At 57.2% G+C, this 24334-nt stretch carries 18 protein-coding genes; 15 read left to right on the top strand and 3 right to left on the bottom strand.

Annotated elements, in window-relative coordinates; all coding sequences use genetic code 11:
- Positions 1–134 precede the first annotated feature (134 nt).
- On the top strand, positions 135–2471 hold the full coding sequence (locus FHS27_RS21060; protein ID WP_390854150.1) for a DUF1592 domain-containing protein: 2337 nt from the start codon (positions 135–137) through the stop codon (positions 2469–2471).
- A 95-nt stretch (positions 2472–2566) separates the two neighbouring features.
- Here FHS27_RS21060 and FHS27_RS21055 read toward each other — a convergent pair whose 3' ends face one another.
- Both FHS27_RS21055 and FHS27_RS21050 read right to left on the bottom strand, forming a co-directional pair.
- Entirely contained in the window at positions 2567–3790 is a 1224-nt protein-coding gene (locus FHS27_RS21055) for a M20 family metallopeptidase (RefSeq protein WP_184306813.1), read from the bottom strand.
- A gap of 295 nt (positions 3791–4085) precedes the next feature.
- Complete coding sequence (locus tag FHS27_RS21050) at positions 4086–5405, bottom strand: DEAD/DEAH box helicase (protein WP_184306812.1); 1320 nt, start codon at positions 5403–5405, stop codon at positions 4086–4088.
- A 1034-nt stretch (positions 5406–6439) separates the two neighbouring features.
- Here FHS27_RS21050 and rny point away from each other — a divergent pair.
- The 5 genes from rny to FHS27_RS21025 all read left to right on the top strand — a co-directional run bounded on the left by rny (position 6440) and on the right by FHS27_RS21025 (position 12198).
- Complete coding sequence (gene rny / locus FHS27_RS21045) at positions 6440–8008, top strand: ribonuclease Y (protein WP_184306811.1); 1569 nt, start codon at positions 6440–6442, stop codon at positions 8006–8008.
- 153 nt (positions 8009–8161) lie between these two features.
- Complete coding sequence (locus tag FHS27_RS21040) at positions 8162–9490, top strand: leucine-rich repeat domain-containing protein (RefSeq protein WP_184306810.1); 1329 nt, start codon at positions 8162–8164, stop codon at positions 9488–9490.
- A gap of 20 nt (positions 9491–9510) precedes the next feature.
- The gene (locus FHS27_RS21035) at positions 9511–10056 is read left to right on the top strand and encodes a DinB family protein (RefSeq protein WP_184306809.1); all 546 of its coding nucleotides are present in this window, start codon (positions 9511–9513) and stop codon (positions 10054–10056) included.
- A gap of 188 nt (positions 10057–10244) precedes the next feature.
- Entirely contained in the window at positions 10245–11231 is a 987-nt protein-coding gene (locus FHS27_RS21030) for an ion transporter (protein ID WP_009093681.1), read from the top strand.
- A gap of 103 nt (positions 11232–11334) precedes the next feature.
- Positions 11335–12198 carry a hypothetical protein gene (locus tag FHS27_RS21025; RefSeq protein ID WP_184306808.1) on the top strand — a complete coding sequence of 288 codons (864 nt, stop codon included), beginning with the start codon at positions 11335–11337 and terminating at the stop codon, positions 12196–12198.
- A gap of 32 nt (positions 12199–12230) precedes the next feature.
- Here FHS27_RS21025 and FHS27_RS21020 read toward each other — a convergent pair whose 3' ends face one another.
- Positions 12231–12794: a hypothetical protein gene (locus FHS27_RS21020; protein WP_184306807.1), complete on the bottom strand. Its 564-nt coding sequence runs from the start codon at positions 12792–12794 to the stop codon at positions 12231–12233.
- A gap of 278 nt (positions 12795–13072) precedes the next feature.
- Here FHS27_RS21020 and FHS27_RS21015 point away from each other — a divergent pair, with 278 nt between their 5' ends.
- The 9 genes from FHS27_RS21015 (at position 13073) to FHS27_RS20975 (ending at position 24286) form a co-directional block, all read left to right on the top strand.
- Positions 13073–13636 carry a sigma-70 family RNA polymerase sigma factor gene (locus tag FHS27_RS21015; RefSeq protein WP_184306806.1) on the top strand — a complete coding sequence of 188 codons (564 nt, stop codon included), beginning with the start codon at positions 13073–13075 and terminating at the stop codon, positions 13634–13636.
- 8 nt (positions 13637–13644) lie between these two features.
- Positions 13645–16224 (top strand): protein kinase domain-containing protein, encoded by a 2580-nt coding sequence (locus FHS27_RS21010; protein ID WP_184306805.1) that lies wholly within the window; start codon positions 13645–13647, stop codon positions 16222–16224.
- A 125-nt stretch (positions 16225–16349) separates the two neighbouring features.
- Entirely contained in the window at positions 16350–16904 is a 555-nt protein-coding gene (gene nusG, locus FHS27_RS21005) for a transcription termination/antitermination protein NusG (RefSeq protein WP_184306804.1), read from the top strand.
- Positions 16905–17263: 359 nt separating this feature from the next.
- Entirely contained in the window at positions 17264–17926 is a 663-nt protein-coding gene (locus FHS27_RS21000) for an FKBP-type peptidyl-prolyl cis-trans isomerase (RefSeq protein WP_184306803.1), read from the top strand.
- Between the two features lie 34 nt (positions 17927–17960).
- On the top strand, positions 17961–18425 hold the full coding sequence (locus FHS27_RS20995; RefSeq protein WP_044250458.1) for a superoxide dismutase [Ni]: 465 nt from the start codon (positions 17961–17963) through the stop codon (positions 18423–18425).
- 12 nt (positions 18426–18437) lie between these two features.
- A complete protein-coding gene (locus FHS27_RS20990) occupies positions 18438–19763 on the top strand; it encodes a hypothetical protein (protein WP_184306802.1) in 1326 nt (441 codons plus the stop codon).
- A 323-nt stretch (positions 19764–20086) separates the two neighbouring features.
- On the top strand, positions 20087–21421 hold the full coding sequence (locus tag FHS27_RS20985) for an HD-GYP domain-containing protein (protein ID WP_184306801.1): 1335 nt from the start codon (positions 20087–20089) through the stop codon (positions 21419–21421).
- 313 nt (positions 21422–21734) lie between these two features.
- Positions 21735–23213 carry a succinate CoA transferase gene (locus tag FHS27_RS20980; RefSeq protein WP_184306800.1) on the top strand — a complete coding sequence of 493 codons (1479 nt, stop codon included), beginning with the start codon at positions 21735–21737 and terminating at the stop codon, positions 23211–23213.
- Between the two features lie 38 nt (positions 23214–23251).
- Positions 23252–24286 (top strand): peptidase M42, encoded by a 1035-nt coding sequence (locus FHS27_RS20975; protein WP_009093668.1) that lies wholly within the window; start codon positions 23252–23254, stop codon positions 24284–24286.
- Positions 24287–24334: the final 48 nt, after the last annotated feature.

The following is a 24334-nucleotide window of genomic DNA, read 5'->3' as shown; positions in this document are numbered from 1 at the left end:
GAGTAGTGATTCAGTCGGATGTGACGCACGAATCCGTCTGCGAATCGTCCCACGGAGTGAAACATACCTGCAACCCCGGTTGGGCTGCTACAATACGTAGCGAATTCTGTTCGTCTCTTTATCGAAGCGTGTCAATGCCGCCAACCTTTCCCCCGCAACGATCGACTCGATTCAACGCTCGGCTTTTGGTGGTAACGCTGACGATTTGGATGCTGTGCAATTGCGTTTCGACAACGATCAACGCGGCCGATGCAGAGAATGAAACGAAATACCGCAAAGATCTCGCCCCCCTATTGAGGACATACTGTTTCGACTGCCACGGCGAGAGTGATGGCGAGGGCGGTCTGTCATTGGCGGCGGACGATTCTGCGGAAAAGCTGATTCAGGGGCGATCACACTGGATGCGATGCGTCACGCAATTGCGGCTCGGCACGATGCCTCCCGCCGATGCCGACCCGATGCCGCCTTCGACACGAACGCAAATGGCGGACTTGATCGAGCAGCTCGCCACGGCGGTCAACTGCGTCCGGAATCCGAACGCGGGCAAGGTCGCACTGCGACGACTGAACCGCGCCGAATACCGCAACACGATCCGTGACCTGACCGGCGTTGACTATTCGCCGGCGGAGGATTTTCCGGGCGACGACGTCGGGTACGGATTCGACACCATCGGCGATGTCTTGTCACTGCCGCCGCTATTGATGGAGAAGTACCTCGACGCGGCGGAGGCGATCATGGGAGAAGCGATCTACACCCCACCACCGCCGTTAATCTTTCAGGCTCAGAAAGATCCGCATTCGTTGATCGGAGCCGACAAATATGGCGGCAAAGAGAGCCTGACGATCTTTTCCAACGGAGCGGTCGGTTTTGAATTGGATGCACCGTTTGCGGGAAAGTACACCGTGAACGTCGTGGTCAGCGGCACGCAGGGTGGAGACGAACCGGTACGAATGGAACTACGCGGCGGAAAGCAATCGCAAACACTGGATGTACCTGAAACCGATCCCGTCGAAAAGGAAGCCAGCTTTGACCTCAAACGCGGCAAACAAACGATTGACCTCGCGTTCATCAACGACGCTTATGCCCGCAACCAATACGACCGCAACCTGGTACTACATCACGTCGAAGTACGCGGGACGGAAACTTCTCGATTGACGACGACATTGCCAAAGCGTCCCGCATCGCACCAAGTGTTGTTGTTCCAAACGCCCAACAACCTGCGATCCTTCGACGATGCCGCGACAGCCGTGTTAACCCGATTCGCGAGTCGTGCGTACCGACGGCCGGCCAGCGCGAGCGAGGTCGGTCGTCTCGTAGCACTCGCTGAATCCGTTCGGTCGGGCGGTGCCAGTTACGAAGAGAGTATGCAGGTTGCGATGCAGGCAGTGTTGGTATCGCCGTACTTCTTGTTTCGGATCGAACGTCCTCGCGAACCGGGCCCCGACGGCGCGATGCCGATGATCAGCGAATTTGAATTGGCGACTCGTATCTCTTACTTCCTCTGGAGCAGCATGCCAGACGACGAATTGCTGCGATTAGCCCACCGCGGCGAACTGCGTGATCGCGGACGACTGCTTGAGAAAGTTGCCCGGATGATTCGCGACGCACGTGCGAGTCGATTCGTTGAAAACTTTGCCGCCCAATGGCTGCAAATTCGCAACCTCGACAACGTCGCGCCCGACACACGGATCTATCGCGGCTTCGACGACGAAATTCGCGATGCGATGAGAACCGAAACATTGATGTTCTTTTCCGAAGTCATGAAGAACAACCTGCCGATCACCACGCTGATCGACGCCGACTTCAGCTACATGAACCAACCGCTCGCGGAGTTCTATGGCATCGACGGGGTCCGGGGCAATCAATTTCGCCGCGTCTCACTCGCAGGAACCCCACGAGGTGGATTACTCACGCATGCGAGCATCCTCACCGTCACCAGCAATCCGACTCGGACCAGTCCGGTGAAACGCGGCAAATGGATTCTCGATAATTTGCTCAACATGCCTCCCCCGCCGGCGCCGCCGAATATTCCCGAGCTCGAAAAAGGAGCGCTCGTTGGATCGCTGCGTGAGCGGATGGAACAGCACCGGTCCAACCCCGCGTGCGCGGCCTGCCACAACATGATGGATCCACTCGGGTTTGCTCTCGAGAATTTCGACGCGGTCGGACGTTACCGCACTCGCGATGGCAAGGACGAGATCAACGCGTCCGGGGAAATGCCCGATGGTACATCGTTTCGGGGCGCGGAAGGATTACGTGAACTATTGGCCGTCGAGCGTCGAGAACAATTCATCCGCTGCCTCGCCGAAAAGATGATGATCTACGCGCTCGGGCGAGGCACCGAATACTACGACAAGTGTGCCATCGACGAAATCATGGCTCGCGTCGAATCCAAGAATTACCGTTTTGCGTACCTGATCGCGGGAATCATCGAGAGTGATCCGTTTCAAAAACAAGGCTTCCGCGAATAACGCAACACTCAATCGCGTTTGATCGATCGGAGTGTCTGAGCGCGTGATTGCCTGACTCGCGTTCGCCAAAGCACGTGATTGCCGGAGTAAAACCTCTAACAGCACCAATGCCGGATCGCATCCGCGTAAAACCGCGTGCCCTGTTCGAGCTGATCGATTTCAATGAACTCATCGGCCGTATGAGCCTGCTCAATGCTCCCGGGACCGCAAACGACACGGCGGTTCAATTTGCCGAGTGCACAGGCGTCCGTTGCATAACAAACCGCTTCGGGCGTGTTCGGTCCAATATACGCCTCGGCAATGCCACACAGTTGTTTTACAAACGGAGCGTCCGCATCGGTGTGCATGGGATCGCCGCCGGAATACAGATCGAAGGCCAACCCTAACTCCTCTGCTCGACGCTGCACCAATTCGACGAACTCTCGCCCGTCAACACCGGGCATCGTTCGCATACTCGCCCACGCGACACTGTGATCGGGCACGATGTTGACCGTTTTCATGTCATCGCTGACACCGAAATTCCATGTTAACGTTGGCGGATCAAACGCATCGTTTCGCAACGTCTGGTCAGAGCAACATCGCTCATGAATATCCAAAAGCGTTTGCAACATCGGAACCATCGCCACGTTCGCGTTGACTCCCATCTCCGTGCTGCTGTGCGCGGCCTTCCCCTGCGAACGAATCCGCATACCGACAATCCCTTTGTGAGCATGAATCACATGCAGACGCGTGGGCTCGCCAATAATGCTGACCGGATCCGCGGCGGCAAGTTGGGCAAACGCACTCGAATGATCGGCCAGATGTTGGGCGCCTTCGAACCCGACTTCTTCGTCGGCCGTGCAAACAATCCAAAGGGGATGCGTTTGCGACTCCGCGGTGATTGACTGGGTCGCGTCGAGAAACGCCGACAACGATCCTTTCATGTCGCAGGAACCGCGACCGTAGACACGTCCGTTTTCAACAACGGCCTGGAACGGGTCGTTGCCGGGCCCGGTCCATCGATCCGCAGTCACGGTGTCGGTGTGACAGAAGTACGCGAGACCACCGGGCTCACCTAACCCACTCGGGGCGACCTGCGATCCGGCGGCAGATTGGTCGCCGTTGGTGGGGTGATTTCCGTTGTGGGGAAACTGCGGATCGCGACGAGCCACCAGGTTGCACTTGCGCACACCGCGAGCGTCCACGTACGTTGTGTGCTCGACGTCGAAACCCAACTCTTCTAACCAGGCAGCGACGCAGCCCGAAATCGGCTCGTTGCTATTTCGGCTGACCGAGTCGAATGAAATCAGCCGCGTTAAAAAGTCTAAGGCGATTGGCATAGTCTCTGTTTAACATTTTGACCGCGTGCCGAACAGATCGAAGCCGAACGATCGGCGATCACCGATCGACGAAAAGCCGCAATCCCGTAAGATGTCCGATCACCAAAAGGCGCCAGGAATTCAAAAGGGACTCGCTCAAAGTTCGCAAACCAGTGACGACGGGCAGCTTCCAAATCGAACGTCCCCAAAAAAACCTCGCACGTGCAAGGCACGGGCGAGGTTGAGTAGCAAATACGTGAGACCACGTATTGCGGGCAGACCGCCTGCAATGAGTCAATGATTTCCAGGTTGCTTCTTAACGCGCCGAAGCAGGTCGGCCCGGTTTCTTTTTGCGACCGAAACTATGGTTGCTGTTCGAATTGCTCGAACGCGGGTTACCCGAACGACTACGAGACTGGCCGCCTCCGGAACGACCGCCGCCTCCGCCGGAACGGCCTCGACCACCACCGCCGCCACGCTGCTTTGGCGCGCCGCTCGGTGCTTCGAAACGTTCTTCCGGATTTTCGATCTTCAGTTTTTGTCCGATCAAGCTCTCGATCGCACGGAGTTCGTCACGCTCGTCACCGGTGCAGAAGGAGATGGCGATACCGTCTTGGCCCGCACGACCGGTTCGTCCGATTCGGTGAACGTAGCTTTCCGGCTCAACCGGCATGTCATAATTGATCACGTGGCTGACGCCATCGATGTCGATCCCGCGAGCGGCAACATCGGTCGCCACGAGCACCTTGATCTGGTCATTGCGGAATGCGTGAAGCGCCTTCTGCCGCGCGTTCTGGGTTTTGTTCCCGTGGATCGCAACCGCTTGAATGCCGCTCTTGTCAAGTTTCCTCACCAATGCGTTGGCACCATGTTTGGTTCGGGTGAACACGATCGATCGGGTCACGTTCTTCGTTAACAACAGTTCCGTCAACGACGAGACTTTGTTGTCACGGCGAACGATGCGAAGCCGTTGTTCGATCAGATCAACGCTGGTCTTTTTCGGCGTCACGTTGATCGAGACCGGGTTGAACAAGAGTGTTCCGGCGAGTTCGCGAATCTTGGGCGCCAACGTTGCGGAGAAGAACATCGACTGCCGTTGTTGCGGCAACGCGGCAATGATCTTCTTCAGTGCCGGCAGGAATCCCATGTCGAGCATCCGGTCGGCTTCGTCGAGGACGAAGATCTGCACGTCGCGCAGATCAATATGCCCTTGATCCATTAGGTCGATCAAACGGCCCGGGGTCGCGATCAAAACGTCAACGCCACGGCGAAGCGAATTGACCTGGCCGGCCTGTCCGACGCCTCCGTAGACGAGCGCGGAATGGAATTTCATGTGCTGGCCGTAGCGGCGAAAGCTATCACCGATCTGAATCGCAAGTTCGCGAGTCGGGGCCAAAACCAACGTGGTCGGTCGATTCGGCGCGGCACGAGGTTTCTCGTGACCGAGGAAGTCGAGGATCGGCAAAGCGAATGCCGCGGTTTTACCGGTGCCCGTTTGGGCACATCCGAGGACATCTTGGCCCGCAACGGCGGGTGGGATTGCTTGCGCTTGGATCGGCGTCGGTGTGGTGTAGTCTTGGTCGGCGAGGGCACGTTTCAGTGGAGCGTACAGGTCGATTGATTCAAAGTTCTTCAAGTGTTTTCTTTTCAAATGATTTGGGTAAACGCTCGCAGAATCAGTGCACAGAAACAACAGACCGGTGACGCATTCCTGAATGAGAACGATCGCCTTCTGAGGCCTGTGCCAATTTCCAACTGCGAGAGTAAACGGTCGAGTCGCTCGTCGACTGAAGCCGTTTACGGGAGGGAGCTGTTTCGAAAAAACGCCGATGCGAATCTTCGAGGACGCCGGACTAACAAGAAGAGTCACGATGTCGTTTGCATTCGCAATGGCGAACACGAGTGGAGCAGCTTTCCAGAGTTGGTCGACGGGACCGTACAGGTTGGCAGCGGTGGATGACGCGGACGTGCACCCGGAGGGACGAGAGGCTGAAACCCTAGCTCAGCGACGGAATCTCGTCGGTCGATCAAACGCTCGCTTTCGCAGCCACGTTTCTTGTTGCCGATCGACCTAAAACTTCATCTCGCCAATCCGTTTGGCAAGTTTTCTTTTGAATGACTCTACACTGCAGGGGGGAAATAGCCAAGCCCAAAGGGGCAATTTTGTCGTCAACGGTTATCTCACCGGTACCCGTCATGCGGAGCGATCGGGTCATGCGGTGCGCTCGTTCCCCTGCCGGGGCGGGTGCATTACACTGACGGAACAGACGAAGAAGACGTGTTCATTTCACGTTTTTTTCTTTAACACTTTCCCAACTAACCATCCAACGCTTCTTTCGAATCCAACGACTCGATTCATCTGCCCCGGCACCGGTGCTCCCATCGACGCTTATTCGGTCAGATCGGAACAGACGTCGTATTCGAAAAATGCCCCGGTTTGTCTGCAGAAGATCTCACTGGCAATGTGGCCTATCCTCTGGACCGCTGTTTTGACGTTCAACGTGCTCGGAATTCGGCGCCGCGTCGCAACAACTGCGCGTTCCCGGCGTCACCGAACCGTTGTGCGCGTTGCCAACTTGGGCACGACTCGTTTCATTCGATCCACCCCACATGACGAGCACCACTGCGTAGATCAAACCGCGGGCTTTTGGAAGCGGATCCAAAGTCACCATGAATCCAGAAATCGCGACGACGATTCTCTATTGTATTTTCTTCTTCTTCCTTGGCGTTGCTGCCGTCCTTGGAATCGCTCAACGGCACGCGGCACGCCGAGCGGCCCGTTTGGAAAGCGAAGCCGAATCGATCCTTTCGGTTGCCCGACGTGAAGCAGAAAACCAATCCGCCCAAATTGTCCTGGACGCTCGCGAGAAAGCTCTCGCAATCAAAGCGGACAATGAACGCGAACTCGCGGAGCTAAAAGAGAAGGAACTCCAACGCGATCGAAAACTCGACGCGAGGGAAGACCAACTCACCGCGAACCAGGAAGCGTTACGTAAAGCACAACGTGGTCTCGAGAGCAGCCAAAATCGGCTCGCGGCGCAAATGCGAACGCTGACCGAGCAACGCGCCGAACTCGATCGATTGGTTCAAGAGAATCAGCGCGCGCTCGAACAGGTCAGCGGCATGACGCGTGAAGATGCATCCGCGAAACTGATCGAATCCGTGCACGGGGATCTCGAACACGAAATCGGTACCGCCGTTTTGAAACATCACCGGGAACTGTCGCGGCGTGTTGATGACCAGGCACGTGAGATGTTACTGACCGCGATGCAGCGTTACTCGTCGGCACATACCGCGGACACGACCACCAGCACCGTCGGCGTTCCGACGGACGATATGAAAGGACGCATCATCGGTCGCGAAGGCCGTAACATTCGCGCGTTCGAAAAGGCGACCGGCGTCGATCTGATCATCGATGACACACCAGGCGTGGTTGTCGTCAGCGGATTCGATCCGGTTCGCCGCGAAGTCGCCCGCATGGCACTCGAAAAACTGATCGCCGACGGACGCATTCACCCGTCGAAGATCGAAGAACTCGTCGAACAGACGAACCTGGAAATCCAACAGTTCATCGTGAAAAAGGGCGTCGAAGCCGCGAACGAAGTCAACGTCTCGGGACTTCATGACCGCGTGATCGAAATGCTCGGGCGGCTGCACTTCCGAACCTCGTATAGCCAGAACGTGCTACGGCACAGCGTCGAGGTCGCGTTCCTGGCGGGCATGATGGCCGAGATGATCGGTTTGGATGGCGACATCGCCCGTCGCGCCGGACTGCTGCACGATATCGGGAAAGCCGCCGACCACGAACTTGAAGGGGGGCACCCCAAAATCGGTGGCGATCTGTTGCAACGTCACAAAGAAGGCGAAGAGATCGTCCACGCAGCTCGAGGACACCACGATGACATCGTGACCGAGCGACCGTACACGATGCTGGTCGCAACCGCGGACGCGTGCAGCGCCAGCCGACCGGGGGCACGACGCGAATCGCTCGAACGCTACGTCAAACGCATGGAGGAACTCGAAACCATTGCCCATCGATTTGAGGGGGTCCAACAGGCGTACGCGATCTCAGCCGGTCGCGAACTCCGAGTAATCGTTGGCAGCGGACAGATCAGCGACGAACGAGCCGCGGCCATCTGCCGTGACATCGCACAATGTTTCGAAAAAGAGTTAACGTATCCCGGCGAAATCAAAGTCACCGTGGTGCGTGAGGCGAGATTCACGAGTACGGCGAAGTAAACCGCCCCACGCCCTGCTGTCCACCGCCACGCGGATGTCTATAGTTGCGTTTTTCTGTTGACTCCTTAAGTTGATGCCACCATCCGACTCGATGGAATTGGCACTCCACCCGCCCGAACGCCCCGCCTCCCACCTACACCAAGGCAACCCGCCATGACACGGCCCTGCTTAACTGTTCTTTTGATTGCTCTGTGTTTGAACCTCGGATGTCGGCGGGAAACCGCTTCAACGCCATCTGACAGCGAAACCAAGCAAACCGAGAGCAAAATACCGGCCGCACCAGCCCCCAAACCACGACCGGCCGATTCCCCCGACGCAGTTGCGGCGATCGAAGCAACGGGATTTTCGGTCACCAAAGACAGCGACGGGTTTGTCGTCGAAGTCAGTGGCGGAAACGACCAAGTCGAGGCCGTCCTGGAACAACTCAGCGGAGTCCCCAACGTTGAAGTCCTCGCGTTGATCGGACCAACCGTCAGTGACAACGGAATCGAGAACCTTGCAAAACTGACCAAACTCAAACGCCTCGATCTCACCGGATCGGCCATTACCGACGCCGCACTCGAGACCGTTGGAACACTCAGTAATCTCGAATTCCTCGGACTGCGCCGGACGGGCGTCACCGACGAAGGACTCGCTCAACTGGCAAACCTCGACCGGCTTCGGGCGATCGATTTGCGGAACACCAACATCAGCGACGCGGGGATGAAACCGATCACCGAACTCGATTCGCTCGTCGACCTGCAACTCGAGAAATCGAAAGTCACCGACAGCGGTTTGGTCCAGCTCGCGCCTTTGAAGCTGAAATCGCTGAACTTCAATTACTGCACCACCGTCAGCAACAAAACCATGGCGGTGCTCGGCAAGATGCCCACCCTCGAATCGCTGCAAGGGGATTATTCCAAAGTCAATGACGCGGGACTGGAAGAGCTAAAGTCATTAACCAACCTGAAGCGACTTCGTTTGCGTGGTTGCGATGTGACAGGAGATGGAATCGAACACATCAAAGGCAACGCCAAACTCGCCCGTGTTGAACTTCGAGACTCATCACTCGACCGCAAAGGTCTCGAGATTTTGGCCGCGATGCCGTCGATCACATTTCTCGACATGAGCGAATGTCGGCTAGCGAAACCGGAAGACATCGCGTTGCTGGGGCAATTGACGAACCTGACCTATCTCGGCCTGTGGGAAACGGCAACCAACGACGAAACCATTTCGGCATTCTCCGGCTTAACGAAACTGAAGGAACTGAACCTGAAGTCCGCATCCGTGAGCGATGACTCATTGCCCACGTTACTAGAATTGAAGAGTCTCCAACGACTCAACGTCGCGGGGACGCAGTTTACCGACGACGGATTCACGAAGCTCGGTTCGTTGCCCAATTTGCAATACCTCAACGTTGCCAACACGAGCATCGGATTCGATGTGATTGATGAACTCGTCGAGTCCCATGAAGGACTCGAAGTCGTCGATTTTGAAAACTAAGTGTTGGAACCCGAAAAAACATGCAAATGAAATCTCGACGGCCCTCGGAGACGGATCTTTCGCTGGACGCGCACTGGGATTATGTCAACCGAATCGAAGGCGAATGCGTCCTCAAACTGCTCTCCGATCAACTCTACTGGTTCTGCGAATTGGGCAGTTGCCTTTCGTCAGAATTAGTCGACCGGGTTCACGCACCTTACACGTGGACGGTCCGCCAAGCGGTCGAACACTGCGTCGATGCCGAACGAATCTTTGGCGATCGGATGCTGCGAATCGCCGCCGGTGACACCACGAACCTGCCCGCGTGGGATGAAAACGCGTATGCGAACGCTCGCTTCGGGTTGGGGAACATCGGGCACCTGATCAGTGAACTGGGATTTCTACGTCAAGCAAATTTGGTCCTACTCGGCAGGCTGATCCCGTCGGCGTGGGACAACGTTGGGCGAGTCGACTCGCATCCGATCACGACGCGGGGGATTGCTTGGTTGGCCGCCGCCCACGTGCAGCATCACTTCGAAATTATCGAACAACGATGCGAGATCGCTCCGCAACGCGCGCCGATGTAGAAGACCGCCGACACGCGGACCTGGGTCGATCGTGACTCCTCACGCCCAACCCCGTGTGGCCCCAACCCGTGTGGCCCGACCCGTGTAGGCCGGGGAGAGGTAGGGTATGCTGTGTGGCCTAATCTCGACCTCGCGCCGGCGAGCGAAAGCCGACGTTTCCGGGCCACCACTCCTGCGCCGCCACTGCGATGAACAACGAACGACGCCCCAAAACCGCCGAGGCATCCGCCGCTGTCCTTCGCCGACGACAGGTGCAACGTCCCGAACAGCCCGGGATTCGGCAGCGGATGTACGACATCATTTTCGAAGCCGATTGCGCCGCGGGGCGGGCTTTCGATGTCGGACTGTTGATTGCGATCATCGCCAGCATCGTGTTTGTGTCGCTGGAGACGCTGCCTGGATACCGGGTGATCGAGACCGTGATGGTGGAAGGAGAAATGGTCACCCAAACGGGCACCTCCATGGAGGAGTCCAACATTCCATATTGGTTGATCGCGTGCGAATGGTTCCTAACGATTCTTTTCACGATCGAGTATGTCGCGCGACTTTCGTGTGTTCGCAACCCAATGCGTTACGCGACGAGTTTCTGGGGAGTGGTCGATTTGCTCAGCATATTGCCCAGCTACCTCGTGTTTTTCTTCGCATCGGCGCGTTCCTTTGCGATCCTGCGTAGCATCCGTTTGCTCCGCGTGTTCCGGGTTTTGAAGCTATGGCGAATGATGAGCCAGGCCGACGAACTGGCGGACGCGGTTTGGCACAGCCGCGACAAAATCGTCGTCTTTCTCTCGGTCGTCCTGGTCGCCGTGACGATCAGTGGCACGTTAATGTTCCACATCGAAACAGTACTGATCGACGACGCCGCGGACAGTGACTTTACGTCCATCCCGCAGGCGATGTATTGGGCGATCGTCACGATGACGACGGTCGGGTACGGTGATATTGTGCCGCACACGACAATCGGCAAAATCATTTCGGCGATTTTGATTCTGCTCGGATACAGCCTTATCATCGTTCCGACGGGCTTTGTCAGTGCCGAACTCTCCAGCCGTAAACCCACCACCGAACACGATCACCACCCGTGCCCGAATTGCTCGCTGTCGCGTCATCGCAGCGACGCGGACTATTGTTATCGGTGTGGTGCCCATTTAGAAAACCATTCGCCGGAGACGACGTAGCAACGTTTTCGATTAGCATGTTATCGCCGACATCGATCAGTCCGCTTATCGATTCACCGATCCTCGCTCCTCCTTTCACCTCGCCCCTTTTGCTCTTCAATTTATGCCCATTGCAGTGAAATGCGGCTGTGGTAAACAGCTCAACGTCAAAGACGAGTTGGCCGGCAAGGCCATCAAATGCCCCGGTTGTGGCAACGTGATCAAAGTCGGTGCCGCGGGTGCCTCGGCCACGCGATCGGCAGCACGTCCGGCAGCGGCACCGCGTCCGGGCGCAGCCCCTCCTGGAAACCGACCCGCCACCCCCAAACCCGCAGCACCCCGCCCCGCCGTCGCCAGCCCCGTGCAGACGGCATCTTCCTCGTCGATGGATGACCTGTTTGCCGAAGAAGGCATGGACCGCGAAGTCCACGCGATCTGCCCGGCGTGCAGCAAAGAACTGGCTCCCGGCGCGGTGTTGTGCACGAAGTGCGGATTCAACATGACCACGGGCGAAGTCCTCGACGGTCACAAAGTTCTCGGCGTCGACATCGACAAGGGAACGATGGCGTTGAACAAGGCCGAACAGGACATGGCCGCGGCCAAAAAGGCGCAGCAGGATCTGCTGAACAAGGCGGGCATGCCCCCGTGGATGCTCGCTCTGGTGCTGTTCATTTTGGGCAGCGCCGTCGCGATCGCGGTGCTCGCGGTCAACGCGTCTCGACGCGAAGAAGCGATCACCTTCAAACCGATGCAGATGTTCATGAATCTCGGCGGATCGGCTTTCTTGCTGGTTTCGATCGGGGCTCTCTTCAGCTTGATCGCGCTCGCGTTTCGAACCAGCCTCAAACAGGGTTTCCTGTCGCTAACGATCCTGTATCTGTTCGTCTTCCCGTTCAAACACGGCAAAGGCAGTTGGAAGATTCTCGCCGTTGCGATCGTGTGCGGCGGCATCGCCGGTGCGTTCTTCGCCGGTGCCTCCTCGATGTGACCAACGATTCGAGGCGTGCCAGGCTCACGACGTCAGGGGCTGACGTCCAACCATACCCTTCGCACTGAATCCGACGGAAGTTCGTGTCGGGCACCGGAGGCCGCTTTGGTGGTTTCGTAGCCGATGGGACGAAACCCGCCATGGTCAATGACGCGTCCTTCGGGCGGCGCCTGACCGGGAAGCTGGACGACGCAAAAATCATCGCTCCACGCGGCGCCCAATTCTCCCGGCTCGTCGACCGCCCCGTCACCGTTGTCGTCCCAGGTCGCCCACCCCGGTTGTCCGTCTTTACCTGGCGTGATCCAAACCGGCAATTCGTCATCCCACACGTCTGTGCCAGATTGCCGCAGAGCGAAGGGCATCGCGACGCCGCCCTGAGCCGCCGCGAATGAGATCCGCCAACCGACCGATGACGGACGCGGCGACTTCTCAGGTGCGGCATCCGCCTTTGAGCTGGCCCCGACACCGAGCATCCGACGAGCCTCGGCGGCCGCGAAATCCGCCGTGGGACAGGTATTTTCCACGCCCGAGACCAACCAAACTCCTCGCCAAATCGCGAGACACAAAACGACAACGATTGTCAGCAAGCGGGACATAGCAGTAAGAGTGTTTTCATCAGCGTAATTCGGGATTCACGAGCTTTTCTCGTGACATTCAGGGACAGACCGTCGGCCGGTCGTAGTCAAACTCCAACACCCGCAGGTGTGGTTTTGACAAGATCGTGTAGAATGGGACGGCGCCACTCGAAACGAGTGTTCTATCGGCATAAGAAATTGCTTGAGACCAGACGGTTCGAGCAACTTGAAATTTCAAGTTTGATAAAGCACTCGCCTACTCTCATGACCTTTTCTACCGCGACCGCGTCTTAAATCACATGGCCTCCGTCACCGAAATTTTACAGTCTTCCCAAAAAGGTGATGTGAAGAAGACGGACCAATTGTTCACGGTACTCTACGACGACCTGCACAAAATGGCGGGTCGGTTTCTGCGGTCCGAGCCCCAACGTCAAAAGCTGAGCAGCTCCTCGCTCGTTCACCAAGCCTACGTGCGGATGGTCGATCAGAACGAGGTCGACTGGCAAGGCAAAACGCACTTTTTCGCAATCGGTGCGACGGTGATGCGGCGAATTTTGGTCGATCACGCTCGACACACCCGGGCCCAAAAACGCGGTGGCGGGTGGCTACGCCGACAACTCGACGAGGAAGTCACGTTTGTACTCGACCGGGACGAGGACGTGGTGGCACTGGATGAACTGCTGACCATGCTCGCGGAACTCAGTCCGCGTCAGGCGAAGATCGTGGAGTTTCGTTTCTTTGGCGGGTTGGCGATGAAAGAGATCGCCAATGAACTCAACCTCGGTCTGCGTACCGTCGAGAAGGACTGGGCGATGGCCCGTGCCTGGATGCGGCGGGAACTCCGAGATCCCGATCAAGAATAAGGTGCGTCGTGGACGCGAAACGCTATCAGCAAATCCAGGATCTTTTTTGGGCGGTGGAAGAATTACCCCGTCAGGATCAGGAATCATTTCTTCGCCGAACAGCCGGCGATGACCAAGAACTGATTGACGAAGTCCAATCGCTGCTGCGCGAGCACGACGCCGATGCGGCTTTGATCGAGGGACGATCCGCCAAACCGGTGCGGCTGCCGGGATCGACAAAGTTCGGGACGGCTTCGCAGGATGCTCCCGCCGAGTCGAGTTCGCCCGACTCTGCCAATCCAGACGCCGAGCAGCCCGAACGTGCCGACCTGAGAAAAACCATTCCGATGGATCGTCCCGATCAAAAAAAACCTGACGACGCGGGGAAGACACCGAAACCCGGCTCCGGTTCCCAATCAGGCAAAGCATCGACGACCAAGAAAGGTCCCAAGAAAGATCTCAAACGAACCGACGGCCAGCGAACCGTAAGCGGTGCCCAACGCACCCACGCGGCACCACGACAACCACGATCGGCCCGACACAAACGGGGGCGACGATCAGCGGGCGATGCACAATCGTCCAAGAGTCTCCCGACGTCCGTCGGTCCGACACGGCGTCGTTTCGCATGGGTGCCGCTGTGGATCACGCTCGCCTTATCCGGAATCGTCCCGATCTGGTTCACCGCATGGTCCATTGGCGGGCGACAAATTGAATCCGAACAGAAGGTAAACCAACGCTTTCTCGCCTCGGTGCTCGAGCAAACCCGTCTTCGATTCGAAACGCTACTCTCCGATGACCGCGGGCGCAGCGAACGAATCGCCCGCGAAGCCAGCCGGGATACGATCGTGATCGATGAGATCGATCCGTTCGGCGATTCATCCAACGCACAGACCGCCTTGGACGCTTTTATGGCGAAACAACCCGCGAGTGTTCGCGACGAATCGACGTTTGTCGTCTGGGATCGAAAATTTCGCGTCGTCGCCAAAGCATCCCATTGCAAGATATCCGGCGAGGCGTTGACGGCACGCTACGCAGGTCTCGTGGCACGGTGTCTGGAAGAGCATCCGGTCTTCATCGGTCCAGCGAGCCGACCGAGCTCCGAAGACGATTCACAGCGAGACTCCATCGAAGACCACGGTGATGGTTGGATGTTTCCGGTAATGGCCACTACGGATCCCGACCGTGTCGTCGGCGCTGTTTTGACAACCAAAACAACGTTATGGCCTGCCGTGAACAAGACACTCGCAGAGATCGCCAACGACACGGACGTCGACGTCTATCTGATCGACCGCCAAGGCATCATGCAAACCGACAGCCGCGTCGCGAGGGCATTCGTCGGCAAAAACGGCGGACAAACATCTCCGCCGCGACCGTTCCGCGTTGCAGAGTACGCTCCTTCCGGCAACGACGAATCCAACGGCAATCGGATCTTGCCCCTCACCGTCGCCGCGGCCTCTGTCAGCACGAACCGAGGCAACGTCGTCTACCCGTCGCTATATCCGAGTTACCACGGCGGCTACTCCTCCGGTGCATGGTCTTGGTTACCGTCCTACAGCCTCGGACTGATCGCTGAAATTCCGGTCCAGCGTTATCGTACCGCGTTGTCGCCGACATGGCCGTGGGCGTTGTTTGCCAGCCTTTTCGTTTGCGGGATCGCCTCCGCGGTGACGTGGTGGCACCAGAATAAGATCTCGTCCATCAATGACGCCCGGCAACCACTCGGTCGTTATGAGATCAGTCGTGAACTCGGGTCCGGCGGGATGGGCGTCGTCTACTTAGCCAGGCACAAAGAACTCGGCCGCGACATCGCCTTGAAAGTCCTGCGTGGCGACCGACAAGACGAAGACGACCGGCAACGTTTCGATCGCGAAGCCCGTTTGGCCGCCTCGCTGTCGTGCCCCCACAGCGTCACTGTGTTTGATTTCGGATACACCGAAGACGATGCGGCATTTTGTGTGATGGAATTGCTGCACGGACTGACACTCGCGGAGATCGTCGCTCGCGGTGGATCCCAACCACCGGGACGCGTCATTTGGATCATGCAACAGATCTGTCAATCGATGTTGGAGGCACACGGCAAAGGGTTGATGCACCGTGACCTCAAACCGCAAAACGTGATGCTGAAATTTGACAGCGTTGTCGGTGATTGGGCGACCGTTTTTGATTTCGGTTTGGCCAAACCCATCGAACCGGACCAGGACGTGTTTCAAACGTCGGAAACCATTTGGGCAGGAACGCCGATGTACATGGCTCCCGAACGCTTCCGCGACCCATCTTCCATGGATCCACGTAGCGACGTTTACTCGATCGGTTGCATCGCGTACTACTTACTCGCCGGGAATCCGCCGTTCGCCGAATGCGATCCCGAATCGATGTTTGCACTGATTATGAGTGAGCATCCGATCAGCATTTCGACGCACCGCAACGAAACGATCGATGACCGACTCAATCGTTGGGTCGAAGACTGCATGCGCAAAGACAAAAATTCGCGAGCCAGCAGCATCCCGGATCTGATCCGTTCTCTCCAGGCAATGTCCGATGATATGCCGTGGACGCGCAGCGATGCCGACGAATGGTGGATGACTCACGCCCGTGAATTGCATGACTGATCGATTGCCCAGCGGCTTGATTGCCCAGTCGCACCAGTGCTCGACGGTGAGCTCTGGTCATCGACGGGCGAGATATGCTATTCCACATTTTCCTTACTCCATTTCGATTTGTAGTTTGCTTCCCAATGCCGATCCTTCCGCCCGAACCGGATTGTTATCCCGACGACTTGCTCGACCAAGCGGAATCCGCTGACTCGCCGTGGTGGTTGCTGTACACCCGCACGCGTCAAGAAAAAAAAGTGCTGCGTCAATTGCGTGAAGCGCAGATCGGGCATTACGGACCGATGATCCCGCAAAAAACTCGATCGCCGGCTGGCCGGATGCGTGTTTCCTACATCCCACTGTTTTCCGCCTACGTCTTTCTCCGCGGCGGCGATGAAGCCCGCCACCAAGCGATATGCACGGGCAGCGTGCTGAAGGCGGTCGAAATCCTCGAAGTCGAGCAACTTCTCGAAGATTTAACCCAAATCCGCAACCTCATCGCCCTGGGTGTGCCGCTGACGATCGAAAGCCGCTTGCAACCAGGGACGCTCGTTCGCGTGCGAAACGGTGCGTTCAGGGGTTACGAGGGGACCGTCATCCGTCGCGAGAACGAATCCCGTCTGCTGGTCGCCGTTCGTTTCATGGAACAGGGCGTCAGCGTCAAACTCGAGGATTGTCAGCTTGAGACGATTGGCTAGGCAACTCGAGCCCATCAGCTAGGTAATTGAGGCGATCCTGGCAGACCGATGGTCATCACCGCCTGGACAATCCGGCGATTGAAAAGGGGGCAGGTCGTATCTGTCCGACCGTCGAATCGTGCCAGTGGACGGCGTTTCCGCGGACTTCTAACTAAGTCAGGGGAGTGCAGAGGCTGTCCGACTTGGTATTCTGGGCATGGAGCAACGAGGCAATTTTGCCGGTTTTGTCTGGCAGCGCGCGATTTGCTTCCCACCTGGGACTCATTCGATTCCCGAATTTCCCACCCACTCCATACTCGGACGACACCAAACTCATGCGATTCACGCTACTTTCACTTTCCCTACTTACAATGCTGGCTATGACTACGTCGACAAGCGGACAGGATACCGATACGAAAGTCGACGATACCGTCGGCTATTTCCTCGGCTTCTCCGTCGGACAATCCTTCTCGCAACAAGGCTTCCAAGCGGAAGACTTCACCATGGCGGGAATGCAACAAGGACTCTCCGACGCACTCGCAGGCGACGCCCCGTCACTGTCGGATGAAGAACTCGCCGAAGTTCAAGGCAAGATCCAAGCGATCATTCAAAAACGCCAGTCCGCTCGCGCCGAAGAAATGCGTAAGCAAGCCGTACTGAACCTTGAAAAGAGCAAGGTTTGGATGGACCAAAACAGCAAAGCCGATGGCGTCAAGGATCTCGCCGAAGGCATCCAATTCAAGGTCATCAGTGAAGGCGAAGGCGGATCGCCATCGCCTCAGGACACCGTCCGCGTGCACTACACCGGCAAACTGACCAACGGTGAAGTCTTCGACAGCAGCGTCGCCCGCGGTGAACCCGCCGAATTCCCCGTCAACGGAGTCATCCAAGGATGGCAACTGGCCCTTCAAAAGATGAAGGTCGGTTCGAAGTGGATGCTCTTCATCCCGCCAAACATGGCCTACGGTGAGCGTGGTTCGATGCCGAAGATCGGCCCGAACGAAGTCCTGATCTTCGAAGTAGAATTGCTCGAGATTCTCTAGTTCACTCCACCCACGACTTTAAGAGGAATTGAATATGTTGCGTTGCATTACAATGACCGCTCTCCTGCTCGGTTCGGTGATGTTTGCCTCCGTTGCTGAGGCACACTGCCAAGTCCCATGTGGAATCTACGGGGATCAACTGCGTTTCGAGATGATGCTCGAAGACGAGCACACGATTTCTAAAGCACAGCTCGAGCTGAATACGCTCAAGCCGACCGACCCACAATCGATCAATCAATTGACGCGTTGGGTCACAACGAAAGAAGATCACGCCTCGAAGATTCAAGAAACGATCGCGAGCTATTTCATGGCTCAGCGGATCAAGACGGATGATCCAGCGTACCTGAAGAAGCTCGCCGCTGCCCACGCTGTCATGGTCAACGCCATGAAGGCGAAACAGTCTGCCGACCCGGCGACTGCCAAGGCGTTGGAAAAATCGATCTTCGATTTCTATCGTGCTTACGAAGGCAAAGAACCAACGTTCGAGCACAGCCACTAATCGCGTCGTGACGTGAATTCAACACCACCGGCACCTGATCAACGTCGAACGCGTCTCTATTGGCTTTCCAAGTCACGCGGCGCGGCGAGTTTCGGTCGTGGCGTCCGGTGGTGGTTCTGTGCGATCGGCCGTGTGCAATGGTCGATCGCCATTTCGTTGCCCTTGGCCGCCATCGCGATCATCCTGATTGCCATGGCGCCAGCCATGCTCGGTGGCGACCACAATGACTCTGGCGCCTGGGCGTTGAGCCTCGCGACGGTCTGGTGCGTGGGATTGTTGATCCAAGCGATCATCACCCAGACCCTCTTCTCCGTCAGACGTCCTCTTACCGCGTTTGGCGAGAACCTACGCTCCTTCGTGACGTCGGATTCGATCTTGGGTCACAGCGTCACGCTGACGATTGGCGGCGTGTGGATCGCGATTCCTGATCTACTCGAGTCGTTCAATGACGATCCGATCATGGATCTCCATGACGATCCGTATTACGACGGCGGATCCGGCGGATTCGCTTCGCCAACGTATCGCCCCACAATCCTCGAATCGTTTGGTGGCGCGAGCCGTGTCCTGGCCCTCTGGTCGGCATTGCTGATGGCACTCGGGGTGGCTGCACTCGTGTGTTTAGTTTGCGATCGTTTTTGGTTCGGCGCAGCGACTGGTAACGACGATGTTTCAGCCGCATCGATTGCATTGATGGATCATCCGTGGATCGCCTCGGCTTGGATTCTTTGTCTCCAAGTTTTTTGGCAATTGCTGCCGGTACCTCAATCGCTCGGACGCGTCGGATGGTCGGCCGTGATTGGGCTGTTTTCGACCGTCGAAGATGAGACCGCGAGTGACCTCGCTAAGGCCAATCATGCGGTGCGGTCGGTGAGGTGGTGGATCGTGGGCGCCGCGCTCGTAACGCTGATTTGCGGCGTACTCGCGATCCGATCCAGCGGCATCAGCACGCAGGCGGGAGGGCGAGCATTTCCCGCATTCGCAGGCGTAACACTGCTCGCCCTTTGGTTGCTGGCATCGACGCGGAACGAAGACCTCTTCGCATCACAACTCACCCTGGCCGGAAACCACGAGACCGGCGTCATGAAATCCCGCTTCGGCGTCCGCGCCACGTTGAAACGCCGAAAACTAAAACGACTCGAACAGGAACGAGTTCAAAAACTGCGTGAGACCGTCGAACGAGAACGGTCCGAAGCCAGCGACGCCGCGCGAGCGGACGAGATCCTGCAGCGACTGCACGCCAACGGTCCGTCATCGCTCAGCAAAGAAGAACGCGACATCCTGAGCCGTGTCAGCGAAGCGATCCGTCGTGAACGCGAGCGAGACAACGACGGAGCCTAACAGACCGGCCGAACACCTGCCGCCAAGGTGACCGCAAACAGGCAGACGCACCGCCCACACTGGGGGCAAACGCAGCCAATAATCCTCATCCGAGGGGAGAATCGACGGTTTCCTGCTGTCCGCAAGAGCTCGTATTCACACATGGTCCAACCGTCATGACCGGCAGCCCATGCGGAAATTGCCCAAGAGGATGTTCAATTTAGCCGCTCAAACACCGCGTAGTCGATTTGACATGGCATATGGTTTTGCGGGGCACAAGCGATTCTCCCACTCCCGATCATTTTTCGCAGTAATCCAGTACACTCTTGCCTAACGCCCGATTCATGTCTTCACGTCTCAACATGACCGCGTCTCTCGGTGACGTTCCTCACCACAGCGACTCTGCCGTTCCGTGTTCCGTGCATGACGATAGCACCGGCGACATCGAGAGCGAACTGTCGCTGTTGTCCGATATCGAATCGCTCTCCGCGTCACTCGGAGAAAAGTTCGAAGAGATTCGAATGATCCACGATCTGACGGCACGGCTCGAACTGCAGGACGACCCCAGCGAAACATGCCAAGAACTGCTGGAACAATTGATCGTTTGCGTCACATGCGAAACCTTAATCATCCAACTCGATCCGGATGACGATGACGTGCTCGGCGGTGGCATCCAGGGTATTGGCAAACCGATCGAACTCTCCACTCTCGACAACATCGTGCTCGCCGCGATGGACGAAAATGGATTCGGCTCCGGCATCGGTGAACAATCCAGTGCCCTCGAAGACACCCCTGACACTAACGCCGTTTCCAAACGCCGTGTCGGGGATCGACCAGACTGGCAAAAAGAAACCGTCATTGTTAACCACTCGTCGCATCCTGACTTGGCCAACCGGCGAGTCGTGTTAATGCCGATCGCGCGGGGGTCCGTCCGACTGGGACGCCTCATCGCAATTCGCAACTCGTCGTCAAATGAATTCGGAACGATTGAAGTCGACCTGATGCGATCCGTGCTGATGGTTTTGGCACTGCACTTGATGAACAAGCGGCAGTTCAACGAGATGCAATCGATGCTCGAGGGAACCGTTCGCTCACTCGCCTCGGCTTTGGACGCGAAAGACGCCTACACACACGGTCACAGTTCTCGTGTGGCCGACCTCGCGGTGCAGTTGGCGTTGCGACTCGGGCTCGGCGATCGCTCGGCCGAATCGCTGCAACTCGCGGGCATTCTACACGACATCGGTAAGATCGGCATCGACGATTCCGTGTTGAAGAAACCCGGTTCGTTGACGGCGGAAGAATTCGACCAGATCAAACGTCATCCAGTCTTGGGTTACGAAATTTTGAAAGACATTCGACCATTCCGCCACATCCTTCCGGCGGTGCGGCACCACCATGAATCGTGGGACGGTGGCGGGTATCCCGACGGACTCGCGGGCGACGAGATCCCACGCGATGCACAGATCCTCGCCGTGGCTGACGCGTTTGACGCGATGATCAGTGATCGCCCCTACCGCCGTGGAATGCCGTTGGAAAAAGTTCGTGAGATCTTCCAAAAGGGTCGCGGACAACAATGGGCGGCCGATGTGGTCGACGCACTTCTGCAAAGCCACGACTTGATGCTCGCCTACGCCGAGCAACGCCCCTTCGCAAGACCCGACCTCCAACCGCAAGCCTAGCGGAACGACGCAGCTCAATTACCAGCCGCGCGGTCCTCTAGAACCGACGTGGCAACTCGTGGCGAAGGCCGGTGTCGTCAAAAACACTCTCGTCGACCAGACGCGATCGCTTGGTGAGAGTCATGCTCGCGTGTTAAGTTGGCAGGGTCCGGTCTCGGCTGCCGGCCGTGTGTCCGCATTTCTTTAACAGCCGGACCTTTTTGTCGCAGGGGCTTACTGAAGTCTCGTGCTCGCTTGAAACTATGGATCGTCTTGTGCGATAACCATCGCTTTCAAACCGTTAAGAAACGCGACTCATAAAAGGACCTTCCCCATGTCTTTACCGTTCCCAACAATGACGGCCCCGCAAGCCGCTGAATTGATAGAGCACGGTATGATGGTCGCCATGAGCGGATTTACTCCTGCGGGAGCTGTCAAAGCCGTACCACGTGCGATCGCTGACCGTGCCAACGAAATCCACGAAGCCGGCGAACCGTTCCAAATCCGACTGCTCACCGGAGCATCCACCGGTGACAGCGTCGATGAGCGACTCGCCGAAGCACAGGCCGTCAGTTGGCGAGCCCCCTATCAGTCCTCGCGTGCCATGCGAAAACGCATCAACGCGGGCGAAGTCGACTTTGTCGACATGCACCTCTCGCACCTCCCTCAATCGGTGATGTTTGGTCACTTCGGTGAAATCGACGTCGCGATCATCGAGGCCACCGAAGTCACCGCCGACGGCAAAGTTTATTTGAGCACTTCGGTCGGAGCGTCCCCGACGTTTTTGAAGAAAGCGAAAAAGGTCATCATCGAACTGAACCGGGCTCAATCCCGCGACATCAGCGACATGGCTGACATCGTCATTCCGAATCGGCCACCAAACCGATTGTCACTTTCGCTGGACCATCCACTCGAACGGATCGGTAAGAAATACGCGGAAGTGGATCCATCGAAAATCGTCGCGATCGTGGAAACGGACCAACCCGATGAGCTCGGCGGCTTCACCGCATCGGACGAACTGAGCGAAAAGATCGCCGGCTTCGTCGTCGAGTTCCTCAGCAACGAACTCGCATCGGGACGGATCCCTTCGAGTTTCCTACCGCTGCAAAGTGGCGTCGGGAATGTTGCCAATGCGGTCACCGCAGGCGTGGGCAAAAGCCCTGACATCCCCGACTTTTTCATGTACACCGAAGTGCTGCAACCGGCACCGTTCGCACTCATGCGAAGTGGACGACTGCGTGGAGCCAGCTCGTGTGGCCTGACGCTCTTGCCGGAACAGATGCAAGAGATTGCCGACGACATCGAATTCTTCCGTGACCGGATCGTGCTCCGGCCTCAAGAAATTTCCAACAACCCCGCCGCGGTGCGACAACTCGGCGTGATCGCGATGAACACCGCGTTGGAAGTCGACCTCTACGGTCACGTGAACTCGACGCACGTGTGCGGTCAAAACATCATGAACGGGATCGGCGGCAGCGGTGACTTTGCCCGCAACAGCTATCTATCGATGTTCGTTTGCCCGTCGGTTGCCAAGGGCGGTAAAATCTCAGCCATCGTTCCTCTGTGTTCACACACCGATCACAACGAACACTCGGTGCACGTGATCGTGACCGAACAAGGGCTTGCGGACTTACGTGGACTTGCCCCCGCCGAACGGGCACGCACGATTATCGACAACTGTGCCCACCCGATGTATCGCGATTACCTGCACAAGTATCTCGACAACTCGTCCGCTGCCCATATTCGTCACGATCTGCAACACTGCTTTGATCTACATCGTAAATTGATGGAATCTGGCAGCATGCTTGGCTAGGTTCCCCCCTCGCCAACAATTGCACCCCGACGACGACAATGAAAGAGTTTCTCAACCTTCTTCGCGCACTCGTGCGTGAGCCATCAGTGGTTGGAATGGAGGACGCGTTTTTTCGTGTCCTTCGACGGGAACTCGAAGAATATCCCGTTCGAGTAACCCGGTACCACGGATTGCTCGTCGCGGAAGGCGAAGATCCTGAGAGTCATTTTGTTTCGGCGCACGTCGACCGACACGGTTTGATGTGTACCGGACCGAATGAATTTCAATACGCGGCGTTCATCGCTGGCAACCGCGGCGAACTCAACGGCGATTCGATCTCTGAACAGTTCATGGAAACCATCGCCGGTCGTTTCCACGGCCAGCGGGTCCAAGCCCACACGCCGTACGCGGGCTCGTACCTCGGCCAGGGCAAGATCATTGAGTCCTATATTTGCCCTCGTCGCAAAAACCTGATCTTCGAACTCGACGGGCTCGACTTCCTTCAACCCGGAACCCCGGTCGCATTTTTGGACCGACTGAAGGAAGCCGACGGGCTGATCTCAGCACAACTCGACAATGTCGTTTCGGTCGCCATGTTGATCGAACTGATTCGATCCGGATTCCAAGGCACAGCGTTGTTTACCGCCGGAGAAGAAGCCGGACGAAGTTGGCGGTTCGCGGCGGAATGGTTTCAACGCCATAACATCACCACCGATCGTCTGATCGTTCTCGACACCAGCCCATTCCCGACGGTCGACGATCTCGAGAAGCAAGACGTTGTTCTGAGACATCGCGATTCAAACGCCGAGTTTGACAAAAAGCTCACCGCGCAACTGCAACGAGAATGCGTGAACCTCGGCGTTACCTACCGATACAAAGACCTCTACATTGAGGAACTCAACCGTACCCGCGAAAAACCGATGTCGATCGGACGAACCGAGTTGGGGCGTTTGATCTGCGCCACCGGAGGCGACATTCGCGGCACGACACTGCAGTTGCCGACGTCTTCGTATCACACGCAACTCGAGACGGCGAGGTTATCGAGCATCGACGCGACGATGCGGTTGCTGTGCCGCATCACAGACGTCCGCTGAAACGATCGCACTTCAAACGAAGAGGCACCCGTTCACGGCGATTGGGTT

It is taken from the genome of Aporhodopirellula rubra, assembly GCF_014192335.1.
Taxonomy (GTDB): domain Bacteria; phylum Planctomycetota; class Planctomycetia; order Pirellulales; family Pirellulaceae; genus Rhodopirellula; species Rhodopirellula rubra.
Note: the sequence above shows the minus strand (reverse complement) of the source record. Positions and strands in the feature narration are given on the sequence as shown.